The 19,796-nt window shown below is 58.7% G+C and carries 17 protein-coding genes and 1 pseudogene; 11 read left to right on the forward strand and 7 right to left on the reverse strand.

What is annotated here, in order from left to right; all coding sequences use genetic code 11:
• Positions 1 to 235: 235 nt before the first annotated feature.
• The 3 genes and pseudogenes from K5K95_RS27925 to K5K95_RS33705 form a co-directional block, all read left to right on the forward strand.
• A complete protein-coding gene (locus K5K95_RS27925) occupies positions 236 to 733 on the forward strand; it encodes a VOC family protein (RefSeq protein WP_222587082.1) in 498 nt (165 codons plus the stop codon).
• 34 nt (positions 734 to 767) lie between these two features.
• Positions 768 to 1,601, forward strand: a complete 834-nt coding sequence (locus K5K95_RS27930; RefSeq protein WP_222587083.1) for an AraC family transcriptional regulator — start codon at positions 768 to 770, stop codon at positions 1,599 to 1,601.
• Between the two features lie 2,458 nt (positions 1,602 to 4,059).
• Positions 4,060 to 4,908 (forward strand): annotated as a pseudogene (locus K5K95_RS33705) (hypothetical protein); the annotation flags it as partial.
• Between the two features lie 573 nt (positions 4,909 to 5,481).
• On the opposite strand, the gene K5K95_RS27940 reads toward K5K95_RS33705, so the two are convergent.
• The 5 genes from K5K95_RS27940 to K5K95_RS27960 form a co-directional block, all read right to left on the reverse strand.
• Entirely contained in the window at positions 5,482 to 6,069 is a 588-nt protein-coding gene (locus tag K5K95_RS27940; protein WP_222587085.1) for a LysE family translocator, read from the reverse strand.
• Between the two features lie 75 nt (positions 6,070 to 6,144).
• Positions 6,145 to 7,653, reverse strand: a complete 1,509-nt coding sequence (locus tag K5K95_RS27945) for a tripartite tricarboxylate transporter permease (protein ID WP_222587086.1) — start codon at positions 7,651 to 7,653, stop codon at positions 6,145 to 6,147.
• A 25-nt stretch (positions 7,654 to 7,678) separates the two neighbouring features.
• Entirely contained in the window at positions 7,679 to 8,173 is a 495-nt protein-coding gene (locus K5K95_RS27950; RefSeq protein ID WP_222587087.1) for a tripartite tricarboxylate transporter TctB family protein, read from the reverse strand.
• Positions 8,170 to 9,141 (reverse strand): tripartite tricarboxylate transporter substrate binding protein, encoded by a 972-nt coding sequence (locus K5K95_RS27955; protein WP_222587088.1) that lies wholly within the window; start codon positions 9,139 to 9,141, stop codon positions 8,170 to 8,172. The genes K5K95_RS27950 and K5K95_RS27955 overlap by 4 nt, the downstream gene beginning before the upstream one ends.
• A 199-nt stretch (positions 9,142 to 9,340) precedes the next feature.
• On the reverse strand, positions 9,341 to 10,672 hold the full coding sequence (locus K5K95_RS27960; protein WP_222587089.1) for a PLP-dependent aminotransferase family protein: 1,332 nt from the start codon (positions 10,670 to 10,672) through the stop codon (positions 9,341 to 9,343).
• A 91-nt stretch (positions 10,673 to 10,763) separates the two neighbouring features.
• On the opposite strand from K5K95_RS27960, the gene K5K95_RS27965 reads away from it, so the two are divergent.
• From K5K95_RS27965 to K5K95_RS28000, 8 genes are all read left to right on the forward strand, one after another.
• A complete protein-coding gene (locus tag K5K95_RS27965; RefSeq protein ID WP_222587090.1) occupies positions 10,764 to 11,660 on the forward strand; it encodes a DMT family transporter in 897 nt (298 codons plus the stop codon).
• Between the two features lie 100 nt (positions 11,661 to 11,760).
• A complete protein-coding gene (locus K5K95_RS27970) occupies positions 11,761 to 12,381 on the forward strand; it encodes a LysE family translocator (RefSeq protein ID WP_222587091.1) in 621 nt (206 codons plus the stop codon).
• A 74-nt stretch (positions 12,382 to 12,455) separates the two neighbouring features.
• The gene (locus K5K95_RS27975) at positions 12,456 to 13,496 is read left to right on the forward strand and encodes a DMT family transporter (protein WP_222587092.1); all 1,041 of its coding nucleotides are present in this window, start codon (positions 12,456 to 12,458) and stop codon (positions 13,494 to 13,496) included.
• A 75-nt stretch (positions 13,497 to 13,571) separates the two neighbouring features.
• The gene (locus K5K95_RS27980; protein ID WP_222587093.1) at positions 13,572 to 14,057 is read left to right on the forward strand and encodes an arsenate reductase ArsC; all 486 of its coding nucleotides are present in this window, start codon (positions 13,572 to 13,574) and stop codon (positions 14,055 to 14,057) included.
• On the forward strand, positions 14,057 to 14,746 hold the full coding sequence (gene arsH / locus K5K95_RS27985; protein WP_222587094.1) for an arsenical resistance protein ArsH: 690 nt from the start codon (positions 14,057 to 14,059) through the stop codon (positions 14,744 to 14,746). Before K5K95_RS27980 ends, arsH begins: the two co-directional genes overlap by 1 nt.
• Positions 14,747 to 14,810: 64 nt before the next feature.
• A complete protein-coding gene (locus tag K5K95_RS27990; protein ID WP_222587095.1) occupies positions 14,811 to 15,893 on the forward strand; it encodes a bifunctional transcriptional activator/DNA repair enzyme AdaA in 1,083 nt (360 codons plus the stop codon).
• 40 nt (positions 15,894 to 15,933) lie between these two features.
• A complete protein-coding gene (locus tag K5K95_RS27995) occupies positions 15,934 to 16,737 on the forward strand; it encodes an isocitrate lyase/phosphoenolpyruvate mutase family protein (protein ID WP_222587096.1) in 804 nt (267 codons plus the stop codon).
• A gap of 5 nt (positions 16,738 to 16,742) precedes the next feature.
• Positions 16,743 to 17,360, forward strand: a complete 618-nt coding sequence (locus K5K95_RS28000; RefSeq protein WP_222587097.1) for a DNA-3-methyladenine glycosylase family protein — start codon at positions 16,743 to 16,745, stop codon at positions 17,358 to 17,360.
• Positions 17,361 to 17,485: 125 nt separating this feature from the next.
• On the opposite strand, the gene K5K95_RS28005 is transcribed toward K5K95_RS28000, so the two are convergent.
• Together K5K95_RS28005 and aguA are read right to left on the reverse strand one after the other, a co-directional pair.
• Positions 17,486 to 18,583, reverse strand: coding sequence for an extracellular solute-binding protein (locus tag K5K95_RS28005; protein ID WP_222587098.1), 1,098 nt, complete (start codon positions 18,581 to 18,583; stop codon positions 17,486 to 17,488).
• A gap of 2 nt (positions 18,584 to 18,585) precedes the next feature.
• Positions 18,586 to 19,710 carry an agmatine deiminase gene (gene aguA / locus K5K95_RS28010; protein WP_222587099.1) on the reverse strand — a complete coding sequence of 375 codons (1,125 nt, stop codon included), beginning with the start codon at positions 19,708 to 19,710 and terminating at the stop codon, positions 18,586 to 18,588.
• Positions 19,711 to 19,796: the final 86 nt, after the last annotated feature.

Genomic DNA, 19,796 nt, shown 5'->3' on the forward strand with positions numbered 1-19,796 from the left:
GTAGATGTATCAAGTCCCGTGCCACCTTTTAAACCCCACAAAATCAATCATCTACGCCAACAAGAGTCATATCGACAACACCGAAAAGGAGTCTTAATGACACACAAAGTAGTCATACAGACTCGCCTCGCAACCAATTCCACTTGGCTGTTTGTCGATCTACGGTCCGGCCAATCGACCACAGGCTGACTACGCTGATAATCCGGCATGAGCAACCCGTAGAGGAGCATCGACCATGCAACGCGTGCAAAAACTGACTCCCTGCCTCTGGTTCGACGATCAGGCAGAAGAGGCTGCGAAGTTTTACTGTTCGATCTTTGATCATTCCAAAATCACTGCCATCACTCACTATGGCAAAGCCGGTCAGGAGGTACATGGCCGGCCCGAAGGCTCGGTGTTGACGGTCAGTTTTGAACTCGACGGACAGCCCATGACGGCACTCAACGGCGGTCCGGTGTTCAAGTTCAATGAAGCGGTTTCATTTCAGGTCAACTGCCAGACCCAGGAGGAAGTGGACTATTTCTGGGGCTCACTTTCCGCTCACCCCGAGAATGAGCAATGCGGATGGGTCAAGGACAAATTCGGCCTGTCCTGGCAGATCGTGCCGGTCGCCATGATGGACATGCTCAAAGACCCCGACACGACCAAATCCCAGCGCGCCATGCAAGCCATGATGCAGATGAAAAAACTCGACATCGCCGCCTTGCAACGAGCCTTTAACGGCGAGAGCTAATACACTCGCCCTCTGGCCGCCGAGAACATGAACGATGAAGCACACCGTTGCCAAGTACGCAGACAAAGCCCCACGCTTCTGGCGCGATGATGCCCTGCCCTTCATCGAAGCCCGGTCCATCGCCGATGGCCGCGAGGTCTGTTACGCCCGGCATTCTCACGCGCACTTCTCCATCGGTGCGATCACCGCCGGGCGCAGTACCTACGTCCATGAGCAATCGGCCTTTGAGGTCAGCGCCGGCACCGTTGTGCTGATGAATCCCGGCGATGTTCACGCCTGCAACCCGATAGACGACCAGCCCTGGTCTTACCTGATGCTGTACGTCGAGACGCCCTGGCTGACCGATTTGCAGCATCAGCTCGGTTTCAGCCAGGACTCGGCGTATCGACGGTTTTCCGTAACCCATACCCGCGATGGCAAGCTGTTCACGGGCCTGAACGACCTGTACGCAACACTGGTTGATCCCCTGAAGGACGTGTTGAGCAAGCACAGCGCAGCGGTGGAGTTTTTCACCGAGGTTCAACAGCAACTCAATCCGATTGGACAGCCGTTGCGCGAGCCCAATTTCAAACTGGAACGGGCCGCCGATTTCATCCGCGACAATTGCACGCTGATGCTCAAGCTCGAGGACATATGCGAGGCCGCGCAGCTGTCACCGTCCTACCTGATCCGCGCCTTCAAACAGCATTACGGCATGACGCCCCATGCCTATCTGGTTAACCGACGTATCCAATTCGCCCGCGAACAACTGCGCAACGGCAAGTTGATTGTCGATGTAGCGCTGGAAGCGGGATTTGCTGATCAGGCGCACTTTCAGCGAGCATTCAAACAGCATTTGGCGGCAACCCCGGGACAGTATCGCGGCTGATTACTTGACACTTAAAACATCAAGCAGCCTTCATTATTATTTTTAACAGTGCTACAGCAGACACATCAGGACAATAGATAACCGTTGTGACTGAACAATGTCGTTCGCTAATCTTCCAACACCATCTACTCTGCGCCCGACCCAGGTGTGCAACTTATTAACCTATCAACGCGCAAAGGATTGCCCGCCCATGAATGACAACCTCGCTATTTATAACGCCACCCACTTCAGCACTACTTATTCCGATCCGGAACTCAGCGAAAAAAATCAGACAACTGAAGCGTTAGGCATCTCAACCAATCAACCAGACTTCTTCAAACAGGGCGGCTTTGAAAATTTCTACCTTCACATCACCGAAGACTCGCAGTTTCATAAAGCACACAGGCCCGGAAAACTGTTATTGACAGGCCTTGTTCAACACCCAGCGTTTATTGATGTTCGCGCAAAATTATCATTACCAGAAGAAACTATTTTTCACGTCGACACTAATGGCCGCATCCAGGCATTAAAAAAAGCTCACAAACAAATCTTTCACTCTGCCCTGGGTGTTCGCTTTCGCACGGTTTTCGAGCAACACGACATCACGAATGAGATCGAGCAGGTTGCAGATCTTGAAAAACAGCTGAACACGCTCAAAACACAAACGCGAACCACTTGGGGCATCAGCTCGACTTCGTTGATCAACGTTGCGCAATGGTTGCGCTTTCATGAGGTCGACGTACCGCAAACGGCCGACCAGGCGGCAAATTTACTGGATTTTTTCAACGTTGAAGCTGCCAAAGGGCGCAGCAATTTCTGTGAAGTATTCGCCAGCGCTGCACACTCCAGATATGAACTGACGACCGAACATCGTTCGACTATTTGGAAAGTCACCGATCAATTGCTCGATGGTAATGAATTGCTTATCAACCACTTGATGAACGTCATTTCCTGGCATGGCACCCAGCCTTCGCCGAACGCGATCCAGCCACAAACCTACGACGACTTGAAGTGGTTGTTAAGTCAACCGGAAACCCGCGCCATCGCTCGTCAATACACCGAGGCGCTGGGTTGGTATGACGCCGGGATGGACGCCGTATCGAACATCGTATTGGGCCGACAGGTATTGTTGGCGGCGATCATGCTCGACCTCAGAATCAACCTTGATAACAAAACGCCTGAAATCAATATTGCGGGGTACAAGTTGTACTCCACCGCGCATGTCGAAAAGAGTTGGCTAGCAGTCAGGGGAGAGTTGGAAAGTCATTTTGCAAACAAGGTGACCAGCAACGGCAAATATATCGAACCTGTCGCTGTGCCGATGATCGTATACGCACTGCTGACTGAACTGGCGCCAGCGTTCCTGGTGCAAAATACACCGACCTGGTTGCAAATGGGTTCGACGGCCTGGGTCGTGTTGAATCGTTCCGTCATGCTGGCGGAGTTCAATGCCGCGGGGGCATCTCAACTATTAACTTATGAAGAACTACTGAAGCGGGCGATGATCGCACCCATCAGTCATCGACAGCAGTTACTGCATAACGCCTCCACGGTTCAACCAGTTTTGTACTGGGCACGGATCAACGAATCCATACCTGGGGATTCGGGCAGTCACTTCAGCCAGGAAGCGATCAATACCGCAACCACGCAATACAATGATTACCTGGATGAACTGAGTCATTGCGCAAACACACTGTCGACACCGTTTCCCAGTCGCAAAAAACTCGCACTTGAAACACTGAAATTTCACGTACCTGATTGCGATTTTCTAGAAACAAAAATACTCAGAACCAGTGCGGGATTTTCTGGCCAACACCCCCTGACCTTATCGATCCTGGACGCGTACCTCTCCAATAACCTGGCAGACAGGAAATGGCACATGGTCGGCAAGGATATTTACACGCTGTTTCCACAATTGTTGACGCTGCCGTCGATAAACGAGATTTTCCACCAGGCAGTTGACGCTCATCTCAAACGTTTGAAAGAAGCGACAACCACCGTCATTCGCCATGCGCTCGCCTCTCTCCCACAACAAGACCGAGGCCAATTGGGCGTTGGCGAGATTGGGGTATTTTCGCTTCGCCGATACTTGCCGCGAGACCCTTTCAACAGCCAGCCCATACAGCCCACGGACCGCGCCCGATTTGGTGTGATCATCACCGCTACACTGGGCAACGAGCTCCATTGCTACGAACTGAATACACTCTCCGGCGAATGCAAAAAAAATCAGTCCTTGGCAGAAGCTTTCAGAGTTTCCGGGCTCGTAGATGAAATCGACGATTTCATACCTGAAGCGTTGATTGCGAATGACCGTGGAGAGCTATCGCTTAACGCAGCGCTGGACCTGGACGCTTATTTCAACGGCAAGCCATCAAATAATGTGGTTCATCAGTTCTTTAACGTAGACCTGTTGTCTTTGCTGCCCAGACGAACAGGAAGCACCGCTGATTACCGGTCTCCACTGCTGGCTTTTCGTTCTATGGCATTCAAGGATATCGCGCGTTTCATCGCATCCGAGGCTCTGTATGTGACAAAAGACTCACTGATCGCAGCAGGTTTCGACAAAACAGAATTTGAGCTGCGTTTAGAGGAGGACGTCAGATGGGCCGACACCATTTCCAATATCATTATTCCATTCAAAAGCTGTATTGAAGACCTCGAATCTGGGGACAAGGACCGTAGGACCAGCGGAATCTGGGGATGTTTACTGGATGGTGCCGCCGTATTGCTGCCCTTTATCGGATTTGCGGGCACCGCTGCCAACCTGATCTTCAAGGCGGGCAGCCTGGGTTCAAAAATTTCGTCCGTCACCCAGCTGAGTTTGAAGTTTTCGCTATCGTTGTTTAACCCCGTGGATGGCATTCCCACCCTTCTGGGTAAAGGCGCCGTGCGCGTTGCCAAGCTGGGCAGCAGCGGATTCGAACTGGCGACCGATCAACTGCGAAAGTTGACGGGAAGCGCGGACGCTTACGATTTTGTTCGGGCCTCGCAACTCAATGCAGCCGCCGAATCTCGCTTGGCGCTTCCCCTGCTGGAGCACGGCAGATTCGTTTTCAAAGACCCTGATTTACTCGATGCAGAGAACGTTCTGCAACGCTTGTCGAAGAGTAACGAGAGCATGCTGGCGAACGAATTCTCCAATATTGAAATCAAGCATTTGCTGGAGAACTCGCTGAGCGACATTGTGCTCAGATCCGAGGGTGCGAAAAATTTAAAAACCGTTCTGCCAGCGGACACTGTCGAAATCATCGCTAAACATGAGGTGCAAAAATATGATCTGTCGCACCTGCACGTCTACAAAGACACCCCATCGGCATTACCAGACATTCTAAGTAACGTCTTGGATGTGGAGGTCAAAAACATCAACTTCATGAACGCACATCAGGACGCCTTGCTTAAACTCGACCTCGGTAAGCCCCCCTACATTGGCATGGCGAAAGAAAGCACTTTCAACCCTGGCGGTCTGACCGATGATGTGGATCGGGCCGCGGCCTGGATCTTCAACGCCTCCAGTTCCAAAAATGACCTGGAAACGTTAAAAACGTTGCTTCGTGAATACACCGCCAGTAGCGACTCGCTTAATGATCCGTCCGTGTTGAGACAGATACATAAGAAAGCCATTCCTGCCCCCGAAAAAACCTATCGCTCTCCGACAGGGCTGGCTAAATACCCCGCAAGCGTTTCCGGTGCGCATCTGCTGGACAAACACTTGGCAAAGCTGGATACGAGTTCCGAACACTTCAACAAGCAGTTATTGGGTGCCTTGCTGGGGTATCACAGTTTTGCCGATGGCAATGGCAGGGCCGCCCGAACTGTTTATGCCATTTCGGAACTGCGAAAGGGACGCTTCACTGCCTTGTCCGTTCCAACCGAAAATGCGCTTAGCGGCCTGTCCTGAGTGTCAAGGCAATAGCAGGTAGACCGCACAAAGCGCCAACAGGATCGCCATACTCCGGTTGAACAAACGCATCCCTGCAGGGTTATTGAGGTAACCCCGCAGGAATGTACCGGCATACACCCAACACCCCACCGACACGTAGCAAATCACCAGATAGACCGCCGCAAACTGCCAGACCAGCCGCGCCTCGCCGTCCGCGACGAACGCGCCCATGCCCGCCACGCAGGCCAGCCAGGCTTTCGGGTTGAGCCACTGCATCACGGCGCCGTACAGCATCGAAGGTGCCCGGTGCGACTCCTTGGCATCGATGCGACCATCGTCCGCCGCCAGTTTCCAGGCCATGAACAACAGGAACGCCACGCCGGCCAGTTGCATCACCTGCGTCATTGCCGGCCAAAGGAGCAACACCTCATGCAGTCCCAGCCCCATCAAAACCAGTAACAGAACAAAACCCAACGTGGCGCCGGCGACGTGCCGTTGACTGGCGCGAAAACCAAACTGCGCCCCCGAACTCAACGCGACAATGTTTACCGGCCCGGGTGTTATCGAAGCCACCAGCGCAAATGTGGCCATGGAAATAATCAGACTCATTGCACACCTTCTTCAATTCAGGAAATCAGCGCTCAACGTACTGATCCCCCTGCGCTGCGTATTGAAGAAAAATGCCTAATCATCCTCATGCAGCTTGATGCCCCGAGCGTGCAGCAGATGAGGCACGATGAGCACCAGAAGCGTCAGCGCGAGGAACGACGCAGCGATGGGTTGCGTCACAAATATCATCCAGTCCCCTTCGCTGATGGACAACGCGTTACGCAACTGCTTTTCAGCCATCGGTCCCAGCAGCATGCCCACGATCACGGGCGCCACGGGAAAATCAAAACGGCGCATCAGCACCCCGCCCCAACCGATCCCCAGCATCAGCAACAGGTCGAACGAAGAGTGGCGCATGCCGTATACGCCAATGGTGGCGAACACCAGAATCCCGGCATTCAGGTATGGCCGGGGAATTTGCAGCAGCTTGACCCAAAGGCCTACCAACGGCAGGTTCAATACCAGCAGGATGACGTTGCCGATGTACAGCGAGGCCACGAGCGTCCAGACCAGTTCTCCCGAGGTCTGGAACAGCATCGGTCCCGGCTGCAGGTTGTAGTTCTGGAACGCGGCCAGCAGGATCGCCGCGGTGGCGGAGGTCGGAATGCCGAGCGTCAGCAGTGGCACCAGAGAGCCGGTAGCACTGGCATTGTTGGCTGCCTCGGGCCCCGCCACCCCTTCGATGGCGCCCACGCCTTTGCTGCCCGCAAACTCTTTCGGAAATTTGCTCAGTTTGCGTTCGGCGGAGTAGGACAAAAACGTCGGAATTTCCGCGCCGCCTGCGGGAATCGATCCAAAGGGGAAGCCAATCAGCGTGCCTCTCAGCCACGCCGGGACCGAGCGTTTCCAGTCGGCACGGGTCATCCACAGCGACGTCAACCGGTGCCGACCGCTTGCTTCTTCCTTTTGATACAGGAGGCTGTACAACGCCTCCCCTACGGCAAACAACCCGACTGCCACGAGCACGACTTCGATGCCATCGACCAATTCCGGCACGCCCAGGGTGTAGCGCGCGATCCCCGAAGTCGAGTCCAGGCCGATAAGGCCGATGGTCAGGCCGATCCCCAACGAAGCGAAACCCCGCAGCATCGACGCGCCGAGCACCGCCGACACGGTGGTGAATGACAACACCAGAATCGCGAAATACTCCGCAGGCCCGAACTTGAGCGCCAGTGTGGCAACGACCGGGGCAAACAGGGTCAGCAGAATCGTCGCAATGGTGCCGGCGACAAATGAGCCGATGGCCGCCGTTGCCAGGGCAGGTCCGGCGCGTCCGTTGCGAGCCATGAGATTGCCTTCCAGGGCCGTCACCATGGAGGACGACTCCCCGGGCGTATTGAGCAGGATGGAGGTGGTCGAGCCACCAAACTGAGCGCCGTAGTAGATGCCGGCGAACATGATCAGCGCCCCCGTCGGATCGACCTTGGCCGTGATCGGCAGCAGCAGTGCAACCGTCAGCGCCGGCCCGATGCCCGGTAGCACACCGATCGCGGTGCCAAGCAAACAGCCGATAAACCCCCACATCAGGTTGATCGGCGTCAGGGCGGCGGCAAAACCGATGGCCAGGCTTGAGAGAATATCCACCGTGTTTTATCTCCTGTAGCCGGGGTCAGAACCAGGCGTTGACGAGGGGCGGAAGGGAAACCCCCAGCCCGGCGTTGAACAGCCAGTAAATAGGCAAGGTCAAGGCGATGCCGATGGCCAGGTCCCGCGCCGGGCGCCGACTGCCAAACCCCCGGGCCGAACAGGCAAACAACAAACCGGCCGCCAACACGAAGCCAATGAGGTTGATCAGCACGGCTACGCTCACCAGTCCCGCGGTTACCCAGGCGGCGCCGAGTTTGCCGCCGGGCAGCGCCTTGGCAGATTCGTCATCGTGGTCGGCCAATTCGCGGAAACCACCGCTGACCGCCTGATAACTCAACACCAGGCCAACGACACCCAGAAACACCGCCAGCGCGTAGGGATAGACGTGAGCGCCGAGGATGACGAACCCCATCTCCGCAGGGAACTGGTACGCACCGAGCGCCAGCACGGCGCTGATGGCGATCACTCCCAAACCAATCGCCAGTTGAACCGGGACGATCCGACGAGGCGGGTTCATTTTGCAATCAACCCGACCTCGACCAGCATTCCATGCAGTCGCACGTGTTCAGCATCGACAAACTTGCCGAACTCATCACCGGTCAGAATGTTGGGTGCCCATTTATTGGTGTCGACGTTTTCTTTCCAGCCTTTGCTTTCGGCGGCAGCCAGGACGGCATCGGTCACCTCCTTGCGCTGCTCGGGCGTAAGATTCGCGGCACCGTAGACACCACGCCAGTTGCCGATAATCACGTCGTAGCCACTCTCTTTCAACGTCGGCGCATCGATACCGGCGATACGTTCAGGTGCGCCGATGGCGAGTACCCGGAACTGGCCGTTTCGGATGTATTGGCCCAGTTCGGCATAGCCGCCGGTGATCACTTTGATCTGGCCGCCCAATACCTGAGCGACCACTTCACCGCCCCCGGCGAAGGCGACGTAATTGACTTTATTGACCGGGATTCCCATTTTGCTGGCCAGATCGGCGATGCCAATGTGATCAATCGAGCCTTTTGAGCCGCCACCCCAGGTGATGCTGGAGGGTTTTTCCTTGAAGGCTTTGAGCAGATCCTCCAGGTTTTTGAACTCGGATTCCTTGCGTACGGCGATCACGTTGTACTCGGTAAACAACCGGGCAATCGGTGTCACATCCTTCAAGGTGATTTGCGGTTTGTTCTGTTCAATACCGGCGACCATGATCGCGCCGACCACCAGCAGCGCGTTCGGGTCGCCCTTGGTACTGTTGGCGAATTGCGCCAGGCCTAATGTGCCGCCTGCCCCACCCTTGTTCTCAAAGGTCACGGCTTTGGCCGCTTTGACCTCGACCAGGGCTTTGCCCAGGTCCCGCGCGGTCTGGTCATAACCGCCACCGACCGAGCCGGGGGCCATGAACTTGACGGTGTCCAGGGCAAACGCTGATGCACTCAGCGCGGCAACTGCAATGGCGATTGCCATGGAACGGCTGACTCGACGGAGCAAGGCAGGCATAAAGGATCTCCCGATATTGTTTTTGTGGGTGTCGGTTGAATCTCGCTCAGGAGCAACCCCTGCTCACTGAACATGCGTCTGTGAACAAGCGTAGGTCATGGTTGCGTTTGGCGATGCCCTTCGCTCGGGCAAATGCTTTGCGAGATCCTTCAGCGGGCGACGTGGGCTCATAAAAACTGCAGACCGACAGCGCAGCTCGCTACGTAAAAGCCCCCACCACCCGCTTCACTTTCACCAGCGCCGCGGCGAGCGAGTCCATGTCCACTGACCCCAGCGCCAACCGGATCGCGTGCGGCACATGCACAGAGGTTGCAAAGGGTTCGGCGGTTGAAACCGCCACTTGTTCGCGCAGCAATGCCACGGCGATCTGATCGGCTCTCGCGTCTTCCGCCAGGGGCAGCCAGATAAAGTAGGAAGCAGGATGACGAATGTAGTGCAGCCCTGTCAGCAGGGTGTCAGCCAAGGCTTGCCGGGCCTGCGCATCGGCACGCTTTTGCGCTTCCAGCGCGCTGACGGTTCCGTCATCGATCCAGGCGCAGGCAATCGCGGTCATCACCCCGGGCGTGTTCCAGGTAGTCGCCCTGATCGTGCGTTCCAGCGCGGCCACCCGGTGCGCGGGGGCGGCGACGAATCCGACGCGTAAACCGGTGGCGACGCTCTTGGAAAAGCCTGAAACGTACAGCGTTCTTTCGGGTGCCAGCTGCGCGATCGGTGGCAGCGGATCTTGCGCCAGAAAGGCGTAGGCAGCGTCCTCAATGATGTGCAGGTCATGCTTGCGCGCAATCGACACGAGGCGCTCGCGTTGATCGGCGGGCATCACCCACCCCAGCGGATTGTGCAGCGTCGGCATGGTGTAGACGGCACGCACCGAGCGGCTGCGGCAGAGCTTTTCCAGTGCCTCCAGGTCTGGCCCCTGATCAGTGAGCGGAATCGGTACGACTTCAAGGTGCAGCGTCTCGGCCAGCACCTTGAACCCCGGATAGGTCAAGGCGTCAGCCGCGATCACTTCTCCGGGTTGCAGCAGCGCCATGAGGGTCACGGCCAATCCATGCTGGGCGCCACTGACGATCAATACCTGTTCGGCCTGAACATTCAGTCCGCGTGTCAGCAGATGCCGTGCAATCGATGCCCGCTCATGCAGGCGGCCCGCATGCGGCTGGTAGCGCAGATGGGACTCCAGGTCGCCGGACAACGCCAGCTGGCGCAAGGCATTGCGCAGCAGGTCGGCCTGCCCCGGCACAGAGGGATAGTTGAAGTTGAGATCGACCATTCCGACCGCCACCGCCGGCTGATGAATCCCTTGGCTGGGTGGCAGCGACGTCTCCCTGACGAACGTTCCGCGCCCCGTTTCACCGCTGACCAGCCCCATTGCCTCCAGCTCTGCATAGACCCTGCTGGCCGTGACCAGGGCCAGCTTTTCCGTGGTGGCGAGCTGACGGTGTGTCGGCAACCGCGTACCCGGCGGCAAACGCCCGGCGCGGATATCGGCGGCAAACGCGTCCACCAGCGATTTGTAACGGGAGCGAGGCATATCAAGATGTATCCATGACAATTTTTTGATTGTATCGATACTCGGTCATACGATGCCCGCAAGGCAACCCCCGAACTGCGAGTGGACTCCCATGGAACGTGCATCGAAGCTACAACACCAGTCACTGGAAAAGAACGCGAGCGGGCTGATCAATGGACTTATCGGCGTCCTGATCTTCAGCGGTTCACTGCCCGCTACCCGGGTGGCCGTCCTCGAGTTCGATCCGGTCTTTCTGACGGTCGCACGCGCCACCATCGCGGCTGTTCTGGCGCTGTGCCTTGTACTGCTGTTGCAGGAAAAGCGTCCTGCGCGTCACCAGTTCATGCCCTTGTTTATCGTGGCGATGGGCGTTGTTATCGGGTTTCCGCTGCTGACGGCACTGGCACTTCAATACGTTACCTCCGCGCACTCCATCGTCTTCGTCGGCATGTTGCCACTCGCGACAGCCGCGTTTGGTGTTTTGCGCGGCGGTGAACGTCCGCGGCCGGCGTTCTGGTGCTTCTCGATCCTTGGCAGTTTGCTGGTGGTGGGGTTTGCCCTCGCTCAGGGGCTGACGGCCTCCCCCGCTGGCGACATCCTGATGCTGCTGGCCATCCTTGCCTGTGGGCTCGGGTATGCCGAAGGCGCAAAGCTCTCCAAGACACTGGGCGGCTGGCAGGTGATTTCCTGGGCGCTGGTGTTGTCGTTGCCGGTGGTGGCGCCGCTGACCTGGTGGCTGGCCCCCGCGTCGTTTTCGGGCATCAGCACACCGGCCTGGTTGAGCCTGGGGTACGTCTCGCTGTTCAGCATGCTCATCGGCTTCGTATTTTGGTATCGCGGGCTTGCCCAAGGAGGAATTGCCGCCGTGGGACAGCTCCAGCTGCTGCAACCATTTTTTGGCTTGGCACTGGCGGCCACGTTGCTACATGAGCAAGTCAGCCTCGGTATGCTCGGGGTTACCGTGGCGGTGATCCTGTGTGTGGTGGGTGCGAGAAGATTCGCCAAATAATCTTCGCGAAATTGTACTGCGGCCTGCGCGCACCGCTGTACCGGGAAAGCCTTCGCCGTCCGTGATAAAACTAGCGTTCTCTTGCTCCTGGAGACCTGTCATGGACCTCGCCACCCTTTCGCTATTTCTGCCCGCCTGCTTCGCGTTGAACATGGCGCCCGGGCCGAACAATCTGCTGTCGGTCAGTAACTCGACCCGCTACGGCTACCGCATTGCCTGTGTGGCCGGCATCGGTCGGCTGCTGGCGTTTGCCGGGATGATCGCCCTCGCCTCCGCCGGGTTGGCCGTGGTGCTGCAAACGTCTGAACTGTTGTTCTACGGCATCAAGATTGTCGGTGCGGCGTATCTGTTTTACCTCGCTTGGCAATTGTGGCGAGCCGACCCCGGCGCCGAACACGTGGTGAAGGGCGCGCCAGTCGGCATCATGGCGCTGGCACGCCAGGAGTTTCTGGTCGCGGCCGGCAACCCCAAGGCCATCCTCATCTTCACCGCGTTCCTGCCCCAGTTCGTCGACCCGACTCACACCGTGACGCCGCAATTCGCGCTGCTCGGCGCGTTGTTTCTGATGCTGGAATGGATCGCCATCAGCGCCTATGCCTACATGGGCCTGCACATGCGCCGCTGGTTTGCCGAGCCTCGGGGCAAACGAATATTCAACCGTTGCTGCGCGGGGTTGTTGTCGGCCGCGGCGTCGGTGCTGTTGATGGCGCGCCGCGCCTGAGCGCAGGGGATTGACGGGGGGCGACACGGGTTCACACTGCGAGGCATCCTGCCTCAATACCTGTCGAGCCTTGAATGAACCTGAATGTTGTTTATGCCTTGGGCGCCGCTGCGCTGTTTGGAGCGAGCACGCCCTTGGCCAAGGTGCTGGGCCTGAATCTCTCGCCCATCCTGCTGGCCGGGTTGTTGTATCTGGGCAGCGGACTGGGCCTGACACTCCTCAGGCTGATCCGCGACCGGGGCTGGCAGCCCAGCGGCCTCAAAGCGTCAGAATGGCCCTGGCTGATCGGTGCGATCGCGTTTGGCGGCGTCCTTGGGCCGGTCGCGCTGATGTTCGGCTTGACCCTGACTTCCGGCTCCACCGCATCCTTGATGCTCAACCTCGAATCGGTGCTGACTGCCGTGCTGGCGTGGGTGGTGTTCAAGGAAAATGCCGACCGACGGATCGTTGCCGGAATGCTGGCCATTGTTGCCGGCGGATTATTGCTGGCCTGGCCGCAAGGTTCGGCGCAATCGCAGAGCTGGATCGGACCGCTGGCCGTGGCGCTGGCCTGTGTCTGCTGGGCCATCGATAACAACCTGACGCGCAAAGTGTCGGCCTCCGACGCCGTGTTCATCGCGGGCATCAAGGGGCTGACTGCCGGGCTGGTGAACTGCGCCCTGGCACTGGCGCTGGGAGCCAAACTGCCGCACATCGCGGTACTCGGGCCGACGTTGCTCGTCGGTTTCCTCGGCTACGGGATCAGTCTGGTGCTGTTTATCCTGGCGCTGCGCGGGCTGGGCACCGCACGCACGGGGGCTTACTTCTCGACGGCGCCCTTCCTTGGCGCGGCGATTGCCATTGTGCTGTTCGGTGAGCCGGTCAGCATAACGTTCTGGGGCGCGTCACTGCTGATGGGGCTGGGCGTCTGGATCCACCTCAAGGAACGTCATGCCCATGAACATCAGCACCTCGCACTCCTTCATAGCCACCGGCACGTTCATGACGAACATCATCAACATGAGCATGCGTTCCAGTGGGACGGAGTCGAGCCACACACCCATGAACATCAGCACACGCCGATCCGCCACAGTCACCCGCACTTTCCGGACATCCATCACCGGCACAAACATTAAAAGGTCGAAAAAAGTGGATTGGCATTTTCGGCGAGCATACGTATATTCGAATATCCATATATTTGAGCCGTCGCAATGAACTCACGTCCCACCAAGGTTCTATTCATGTGCACCGCCAACAGCTGCCGCAGCGTGTTGAGCGAAGCACTGTTCAATCATTTGGCCCCCGCCGGTTTCACCGCAGTGAGTTCCGGCAGTTTCCCCAGCGGCCGGCTCAATCCTCAAGCCGTGCAAACCCTGCACACCCTTGGAGTCTCGACCGACGGCCTCTATAGCAAAGACTCCTCGGCGTTCGCCGATTCACCGCCTGATATCGTCATCACCGTTTGCGACAAGGCCGCCGGGGAGGCCTGCCCGGTCTACTTCGGACCAGCGCTCAAAAGCCATTGGGGACTGGCCGATCCGTCGGAGGTGCATGGCACCGAGCAAGCGATCCAGGCCGCTTTTGACCACACAGTCGAAACAATCAAACGGCGCTTTGCAGCCTTCTTCGCATTGGACCTGAACAGCCTTTCGCACGCAGAACTGAAGGTCGAACTGGACCGCATTGGAACCCTGTGATGAACGACGACCTGCCCAATCTGGATCTGGAACTGCTGACACTGTCAGATCAAAGTACCCACAAACCGCGCATCCTGCTGCTCTACGGCTCGACTCGCGAGCGCTCCTTCAGCCGCCTGCTGACCGAAGAAGCCGCGCGGATCCTGCGTCTGTTCGGCGCCGAAACGGTGATCTTCGACCCTAGCGGCCTTCCCCTGCCCGACGATGCGTCCAGCGACCACCCGAAGGTCCAGCAACTGCGCGAACTGGTGCTCTGGTCCGAAGGCCAGGTCTGGTGCTCACCGGAACGCCACGGTTCGATGTCTGCCGTGTTCAAGGCACAAATCGACTGGATCCCGCTGACGATGGGTGCGGTGCGTCCGACCCAGGGCAAGACCCTCGCGGTGATGCAGGTCTGCGGCGGTTCCCAGTCCTTCAACACCGTCAATCAACTGCGCGTGCTGGGCCGCTGGATGCGCATGCTGACCATCCCCAACCAATCGTCGGTGCCCAAGGCCTTCATGGAATTCGATGACGCGGGCCGGATGAAACCTTCTGCGTATTACGACCGTGTAGTGGATGTCATGGAAGAACTGATGAAGTTCACGTTGCTGGTGCGGGGTCGTGAGGAGTTTCTGGTCGATCGTTATTCGGAGCGCAAAGAGAGCGCCGAAGAACTGTCGAAACGGGTCAATCAACGCTCGATCTGAGGCGGCGTAATTCTCTGTCGATTTTCCGGTGGAGGCGTCGGCCAACGCGTTTTATGCTCAGCCCATGAACCTACAGAACGCTTTGCTTCCGCCCCACGCCGAGATGGTCCGCGCCATGCTCGAACGGGACACCGCCTACGAGGGGGTGTTCTTCACTGCGGTCAAGACCACCGGGATCTTCTGCCGCCCCAGTTGCACGGCGCGCAAACCCAAACCGGAGAACGTCGAGTTTTTCGCCCATGCCGATGAGTGCATGTCGGCAGGTTATCGCGCCTGTCTGCGCTGCAAGCCCCTCGACGCCGCCGCCATTGCCCCCGACTGGGTGCAGGCGTTGCTCAAGACCGTCGACGCCGATCCTGACCTGCGCTGGACCGACGCCCAGCTTATGGCGCAAGGCATCGAGCCGCTGAAACTGCGCCGTTGGTTCAAACAGCATTTCGGCATGACCTTCCACGCCTGGCTGCGCACCCGACGCCTGGGCATGGCGCTGGGCGGCATCAAGCAGGGAAACTCCATCGATAACGCTGCCTTCGACTCGGGCTATGAATCCCTGAGCGGTTTTCGCGACGCGTTTCAAAAATCGTTTCACATCACCCCGGGCCGTGCAGCCAACAGCGAGCCGTTGCTGTTTACCCGGCTGACCACGCCGCTGGGGCCGATGATCGCCATGGCTGAGCGTCGCGGCCTGGTGCTGCTGGAGTTTCTCGATCGACCGGCGTTGACCAAGGAAGTCGAAGAATTGCAGGCCCGTTATGGCTATGCCGTAGCGCCCGGACACAATGCGCACCTGCAGCAGATTGAAGCCGAGCTTGCGCAGTATTTCGCCGGCAAACTCACTGAATTCACCGTTGCCCTGCACTTGCCGGGCAGCGAATTCGACCGCCGGGTGTGGGCTGAACTGGCGACGATCCCCTACGGCCAGACCAGCACCTACGGCGCCATTGCCGCAAAACTGGGCAAGCCCGGCGCCAGCCGCGCGGTGGGCCTGGCCAACGGGCATAACCGTCTTTCGATTGTGTTGCCCTGCCACCGGGTGATCGGTGCAGACGGCTCGCTGACGGGCTATGGTGGAGGACAACCGCGCAAGGCGTTTTTGCTCCGACTGGAAAAGGCCGCCGTGCAGCTGACCGAACAACTCGCATTCTGATCCCCTGTTTTTCACCAAAAGTCTTAAGGAAGGACACACGATGGATAGTCAATTTCATCAACTGCACCACGACGGCCTGTTGATCCTGACCAACGTCGCCGATGCCACCGGGGCGCGCATCGTCGAGCAACTGGGCTGCAAGGCCGTGGCCACCAGCAGCGCGGCGGTGGCGTGGGCGCATGGCTACCCGGACGGCAATGCCCTGCCCCTCGAACGCCTGATTTCGACCGTCGAGTCCATCGCCCGGGTGATTTCGGTGCCGTTGACCGTGGACATCGAGGCGGGATATTCCAACGACCTGGCGCGGGTTGCCGAGGTCATTGATGCGGTGATCGCGGCCGGCGCCGTCGGGATCAACATAGAGGACGGCGCTTCGCCGCCCGAGTTGCTGGCACACAAGATCGAAATCGCCCGTCAGGTTGCCGAACGCCGCCAGGTGAGGCTGTTCATCAATGCCCGCACCGATGTTTACCTCAAAGGCCTGGTGCCTGCTGAGGACCGCGTCGCCGAAACCCTCAGACGCGCCGCGTTGTATCAGGCGGCGGGCGCTGACGGGTTGTTCGCTGCGGGCGTGACGGCCGAGTACGAGATCGCTGCGTTGTGCCAAGGCACCTCGTTGCCGGTGAACGTGCTCGGGCTTCCGGGGCTGCCGTCGCTCGATGAACTCAAAGCACTCGGCGTGCGTCGCCTGAGTGCCGGTTCGGGCATCGCCGAGTTTCTCTATGGGGCGATGGCCTCGTTGGCCAAAGGCTTCCTGGAAACCGGCAAACTCGACAGCAGCCACCTCAAGGCATTCACTTACGGCGAAGTGAACGCCCTGCTCAAGCCTGCGGAAAAAGCCTGATCGACATGCCCGATCCCTATCAGGACGCGACGCAATTCCTGGCGTCCATCGATGACGACTGGCGCCGCCATATCGCGGCCATCGGCCCCTGCCTGCATCAACCGCACCCGGCTCGCGATCCTTACGAATCGCTGGTGCGGGCGATTGCCTATCAGCAACTGCACGCCAAGGCCGGTGATGCGATTGTCGGGCGGCTGCTGGCGTTGTTTCCGTCAGTGGCATTTCCGAGGCCGGAACAGATCATCGCCACCGACTTTGACCAGATGCGCAGCTGCGGTTTTTCCGCGGGCAAGATTGCGACCATTCAGGGGATAGCGCAGGCCACCCTCGACGGCGTGGTGCCGGATTACGCAACGGCACTGGCCATGGAGGATGAAGCGCTGATCGAGCGCTTGATCACCTTGCGCGGGGTCGGCCGCTGGACGGTCGAGATGCTGCTGATCTACAGCCTGGAGCGACCGGACATCTTGCCCGCCGATGACTTCGGCGTGCGCGAGGGGTATCGGCGCTTGAAGGGGCTGGAGGTGCAGCCGACGCGCAAGCAGATGGTCGAGATTGGCTTGGCGTGGAGTCCGTATCGGACGGTGGCGTCCTGGTATTTGTGGCGGATGCCTAGCCGGTAGACCGAGTCATCGTTCATCGCGAGCAGGCTCGCTCCCACATCGGATTTTCAGTGTTCACAAATCCCTTGTGGGAGCGAGCCTGCTCGCGATGGCAGCCGAAAGGCCAACATATTACTCAGGGCCAATCACAACCCCGACTTCAACCGACTGAATGCCCGAATCAGCGCTCGGTTGAACGCCTTGTCATTGTCATTCTTGCTATACAACGAAGCCCGCACCTGCGCCGACGGATACGTCCCCGGATCATTGCGAATCGCCGGGTCAATCAACCCGTCCGCCGCGGTAATCGCATTGGCGTAGTGGATGGTGTCGGTGATCGGTGCAATCACCTCCGGCGTCATCAGATAGTCCATCAACGCCAGCCCGGCCTCAGGGTGCGGCGCATCCTTGGGAATGACCATGGCGTCGAACCAGATCAACGTGCCCTCCGTCGGTATCCGGTAACTGAGCTTGAATGGCTTGTGCGCAGCCTCGGCCTGTGTGGCGGCGATGCCCACGTTGCCGTTCCAGGACATCGCCACGCAGGTGTTGCCGTTGGCCAGGTCGCTGATATTCAGGTCATTGTCGAAGTAGCGGATGTACGGCCGGATCTTCGCCAATTGCTGCTCGGCCAGTTTCAGGTCATCGAGGTTCTGGCGGTTGATGTCCAGGCCCATGTACTTCATGACCGCGGCAAATACCTCGTTGGGATCGTTGAGCAGGCTGACCCCGCAATCGGCAAATCTGGACACCACGGCCGGGTCGAACAGCATCGCCCAACTGTCCCGTGGCGCATCGGGCAAACGCTTGTTGATCGCCTCTTCCTGATAACCGACGCCAGTGGTGCCCCAGGCGTAAATCCCGGCGTAGCGATTACCTGGATCGAACGCCGCCATGTGCTGGCGAAACTCTTCGCCGACACCGGCAAAGTGCGGCAATCGTTGGTGGTTCAACGTCTGAATCGCCCCGCTCTGAATCGCCCGGGACAAGTGCTGCCCCGCCGTCAGCACCAGATCATAGCCGCTGCGACCGGTCAGCAATTTGGTCTCGACGGTTTCCAGCGAATCAAAGTGATCGGCCACCACATGGATGCCGGTTGTTTTCTCGAAATTGGTCAGCGTATCCGGCGCCAGGTACTCGCCCCAGATGTACAGGTTCACCACCGGTTTGGCGGTGTCGGCGGCCTGCACACACAAGGGTGCAAGCACCAGCAATAACGCTTGAGTCAGTTTGTGCAGGCCCATGTTCACACTCCCTTTTGGCTGCGGGCAGGCGCCGCGTATTGCGGCATGGTGATGCAGGCGACATTGCCGCCACCGAGGAGGATCTCCCGGGAGTTTTCGATGCCGACGATCTTGTGCTGCGGGAACAGTTCGGCGAGGGTCGCCTGGGCCGCTTGATCGTTGCGATCGCCAAACAACGGCACCACGATCGAGGTGTTGCCGGCGTAGTAGTTGATGTACGACGCGCAGATCCGCGTCCCGGCCTGACGGGTATGGGTGCTGTCTTGCTGGTCCAGGCCTTCGGCTTCCTCGGCGGTCCATTCCAGCACGTCCGGTTGCGGCAGTTTGTGCACGATCAGCTCGCGGCCACGGCTGTCGCAGGTGCTGCGCAGGATGTCGTAGGCCTCCTGGTAGATTTCCCACTGCGGGTCATCACGATTGTCGGTCCATTGCAGCACGACTTCGCCGGGACGCACGAAGCACGCGAGGTCGTCGACGTGGCCATCGGTTTCGTCGAACTTGCAACCGCGCGGCAGCCAGATGATCTGCTCGGCACCGAGGTAATCGGTCAAGCGACGGGTGACTTCGTCCTTGCCTAAATGCTGGTTGCGATTGCGGTTGAGCAGGCATTGTTCGGTGGTCAGGATGCTGCCCTGGCCGTCGCTCTGGATGCCGCCCAGTTCGGCAATCAGCGGCGCGCGATAACGGTCGAAGCGTTCGATTTCAAGGATTTTACTGGCGATCTGGTCGTCCTTGTCCCACGGGTAATACAAGCCACCGTCGAGGCCACCGTATGCGTTGAACTCAAAGTCGACGCCGCGCACCTCGCCACTCTCGTCGTTGACCACAAAGCACGGGCCGCTGTCGCGAAACCAGGTGTCGTTGCAGGTCATTTCCACCACGCGCACCTGAGGCGGCAACTGACGGCGGGCGGTGGCGAACTGGTTGGCAGAGGCACACACCGTCACCGGTTCGCTTTGGGCAATGGCGCTGACAATCTGCACCCAGACTTTCTGCGCGGGCTTGGCGCCATTGCGCCAGACGTCGGTGCGCTCCGGCCAGCCGAGCCAGCAACCGGACTTGGTTTCGAATTCGCCGGGCAGGCGGAAGCCGTCGAGTTTGGGAGTGGAGTCGAGCAAACGTGCCATGGTCAAACCTCATCAGCGGGGATTGGAATGACCACAGGCTAAGGGGGCGAGCGCCCTGCTCACCAACGATGATTATTTCGGAATAG

It is taken from the genome of Pseudomonas sp. DR48 (assembly GCF_019823085.1).
In the GTDB taxonomy this organism is placed as follows: domain Bacteria; phylum Pseudomonadota; class Gammaproteobacteria; order Pseudomonadales; family Pseudomonadaceae; genus Aquipseudomonas.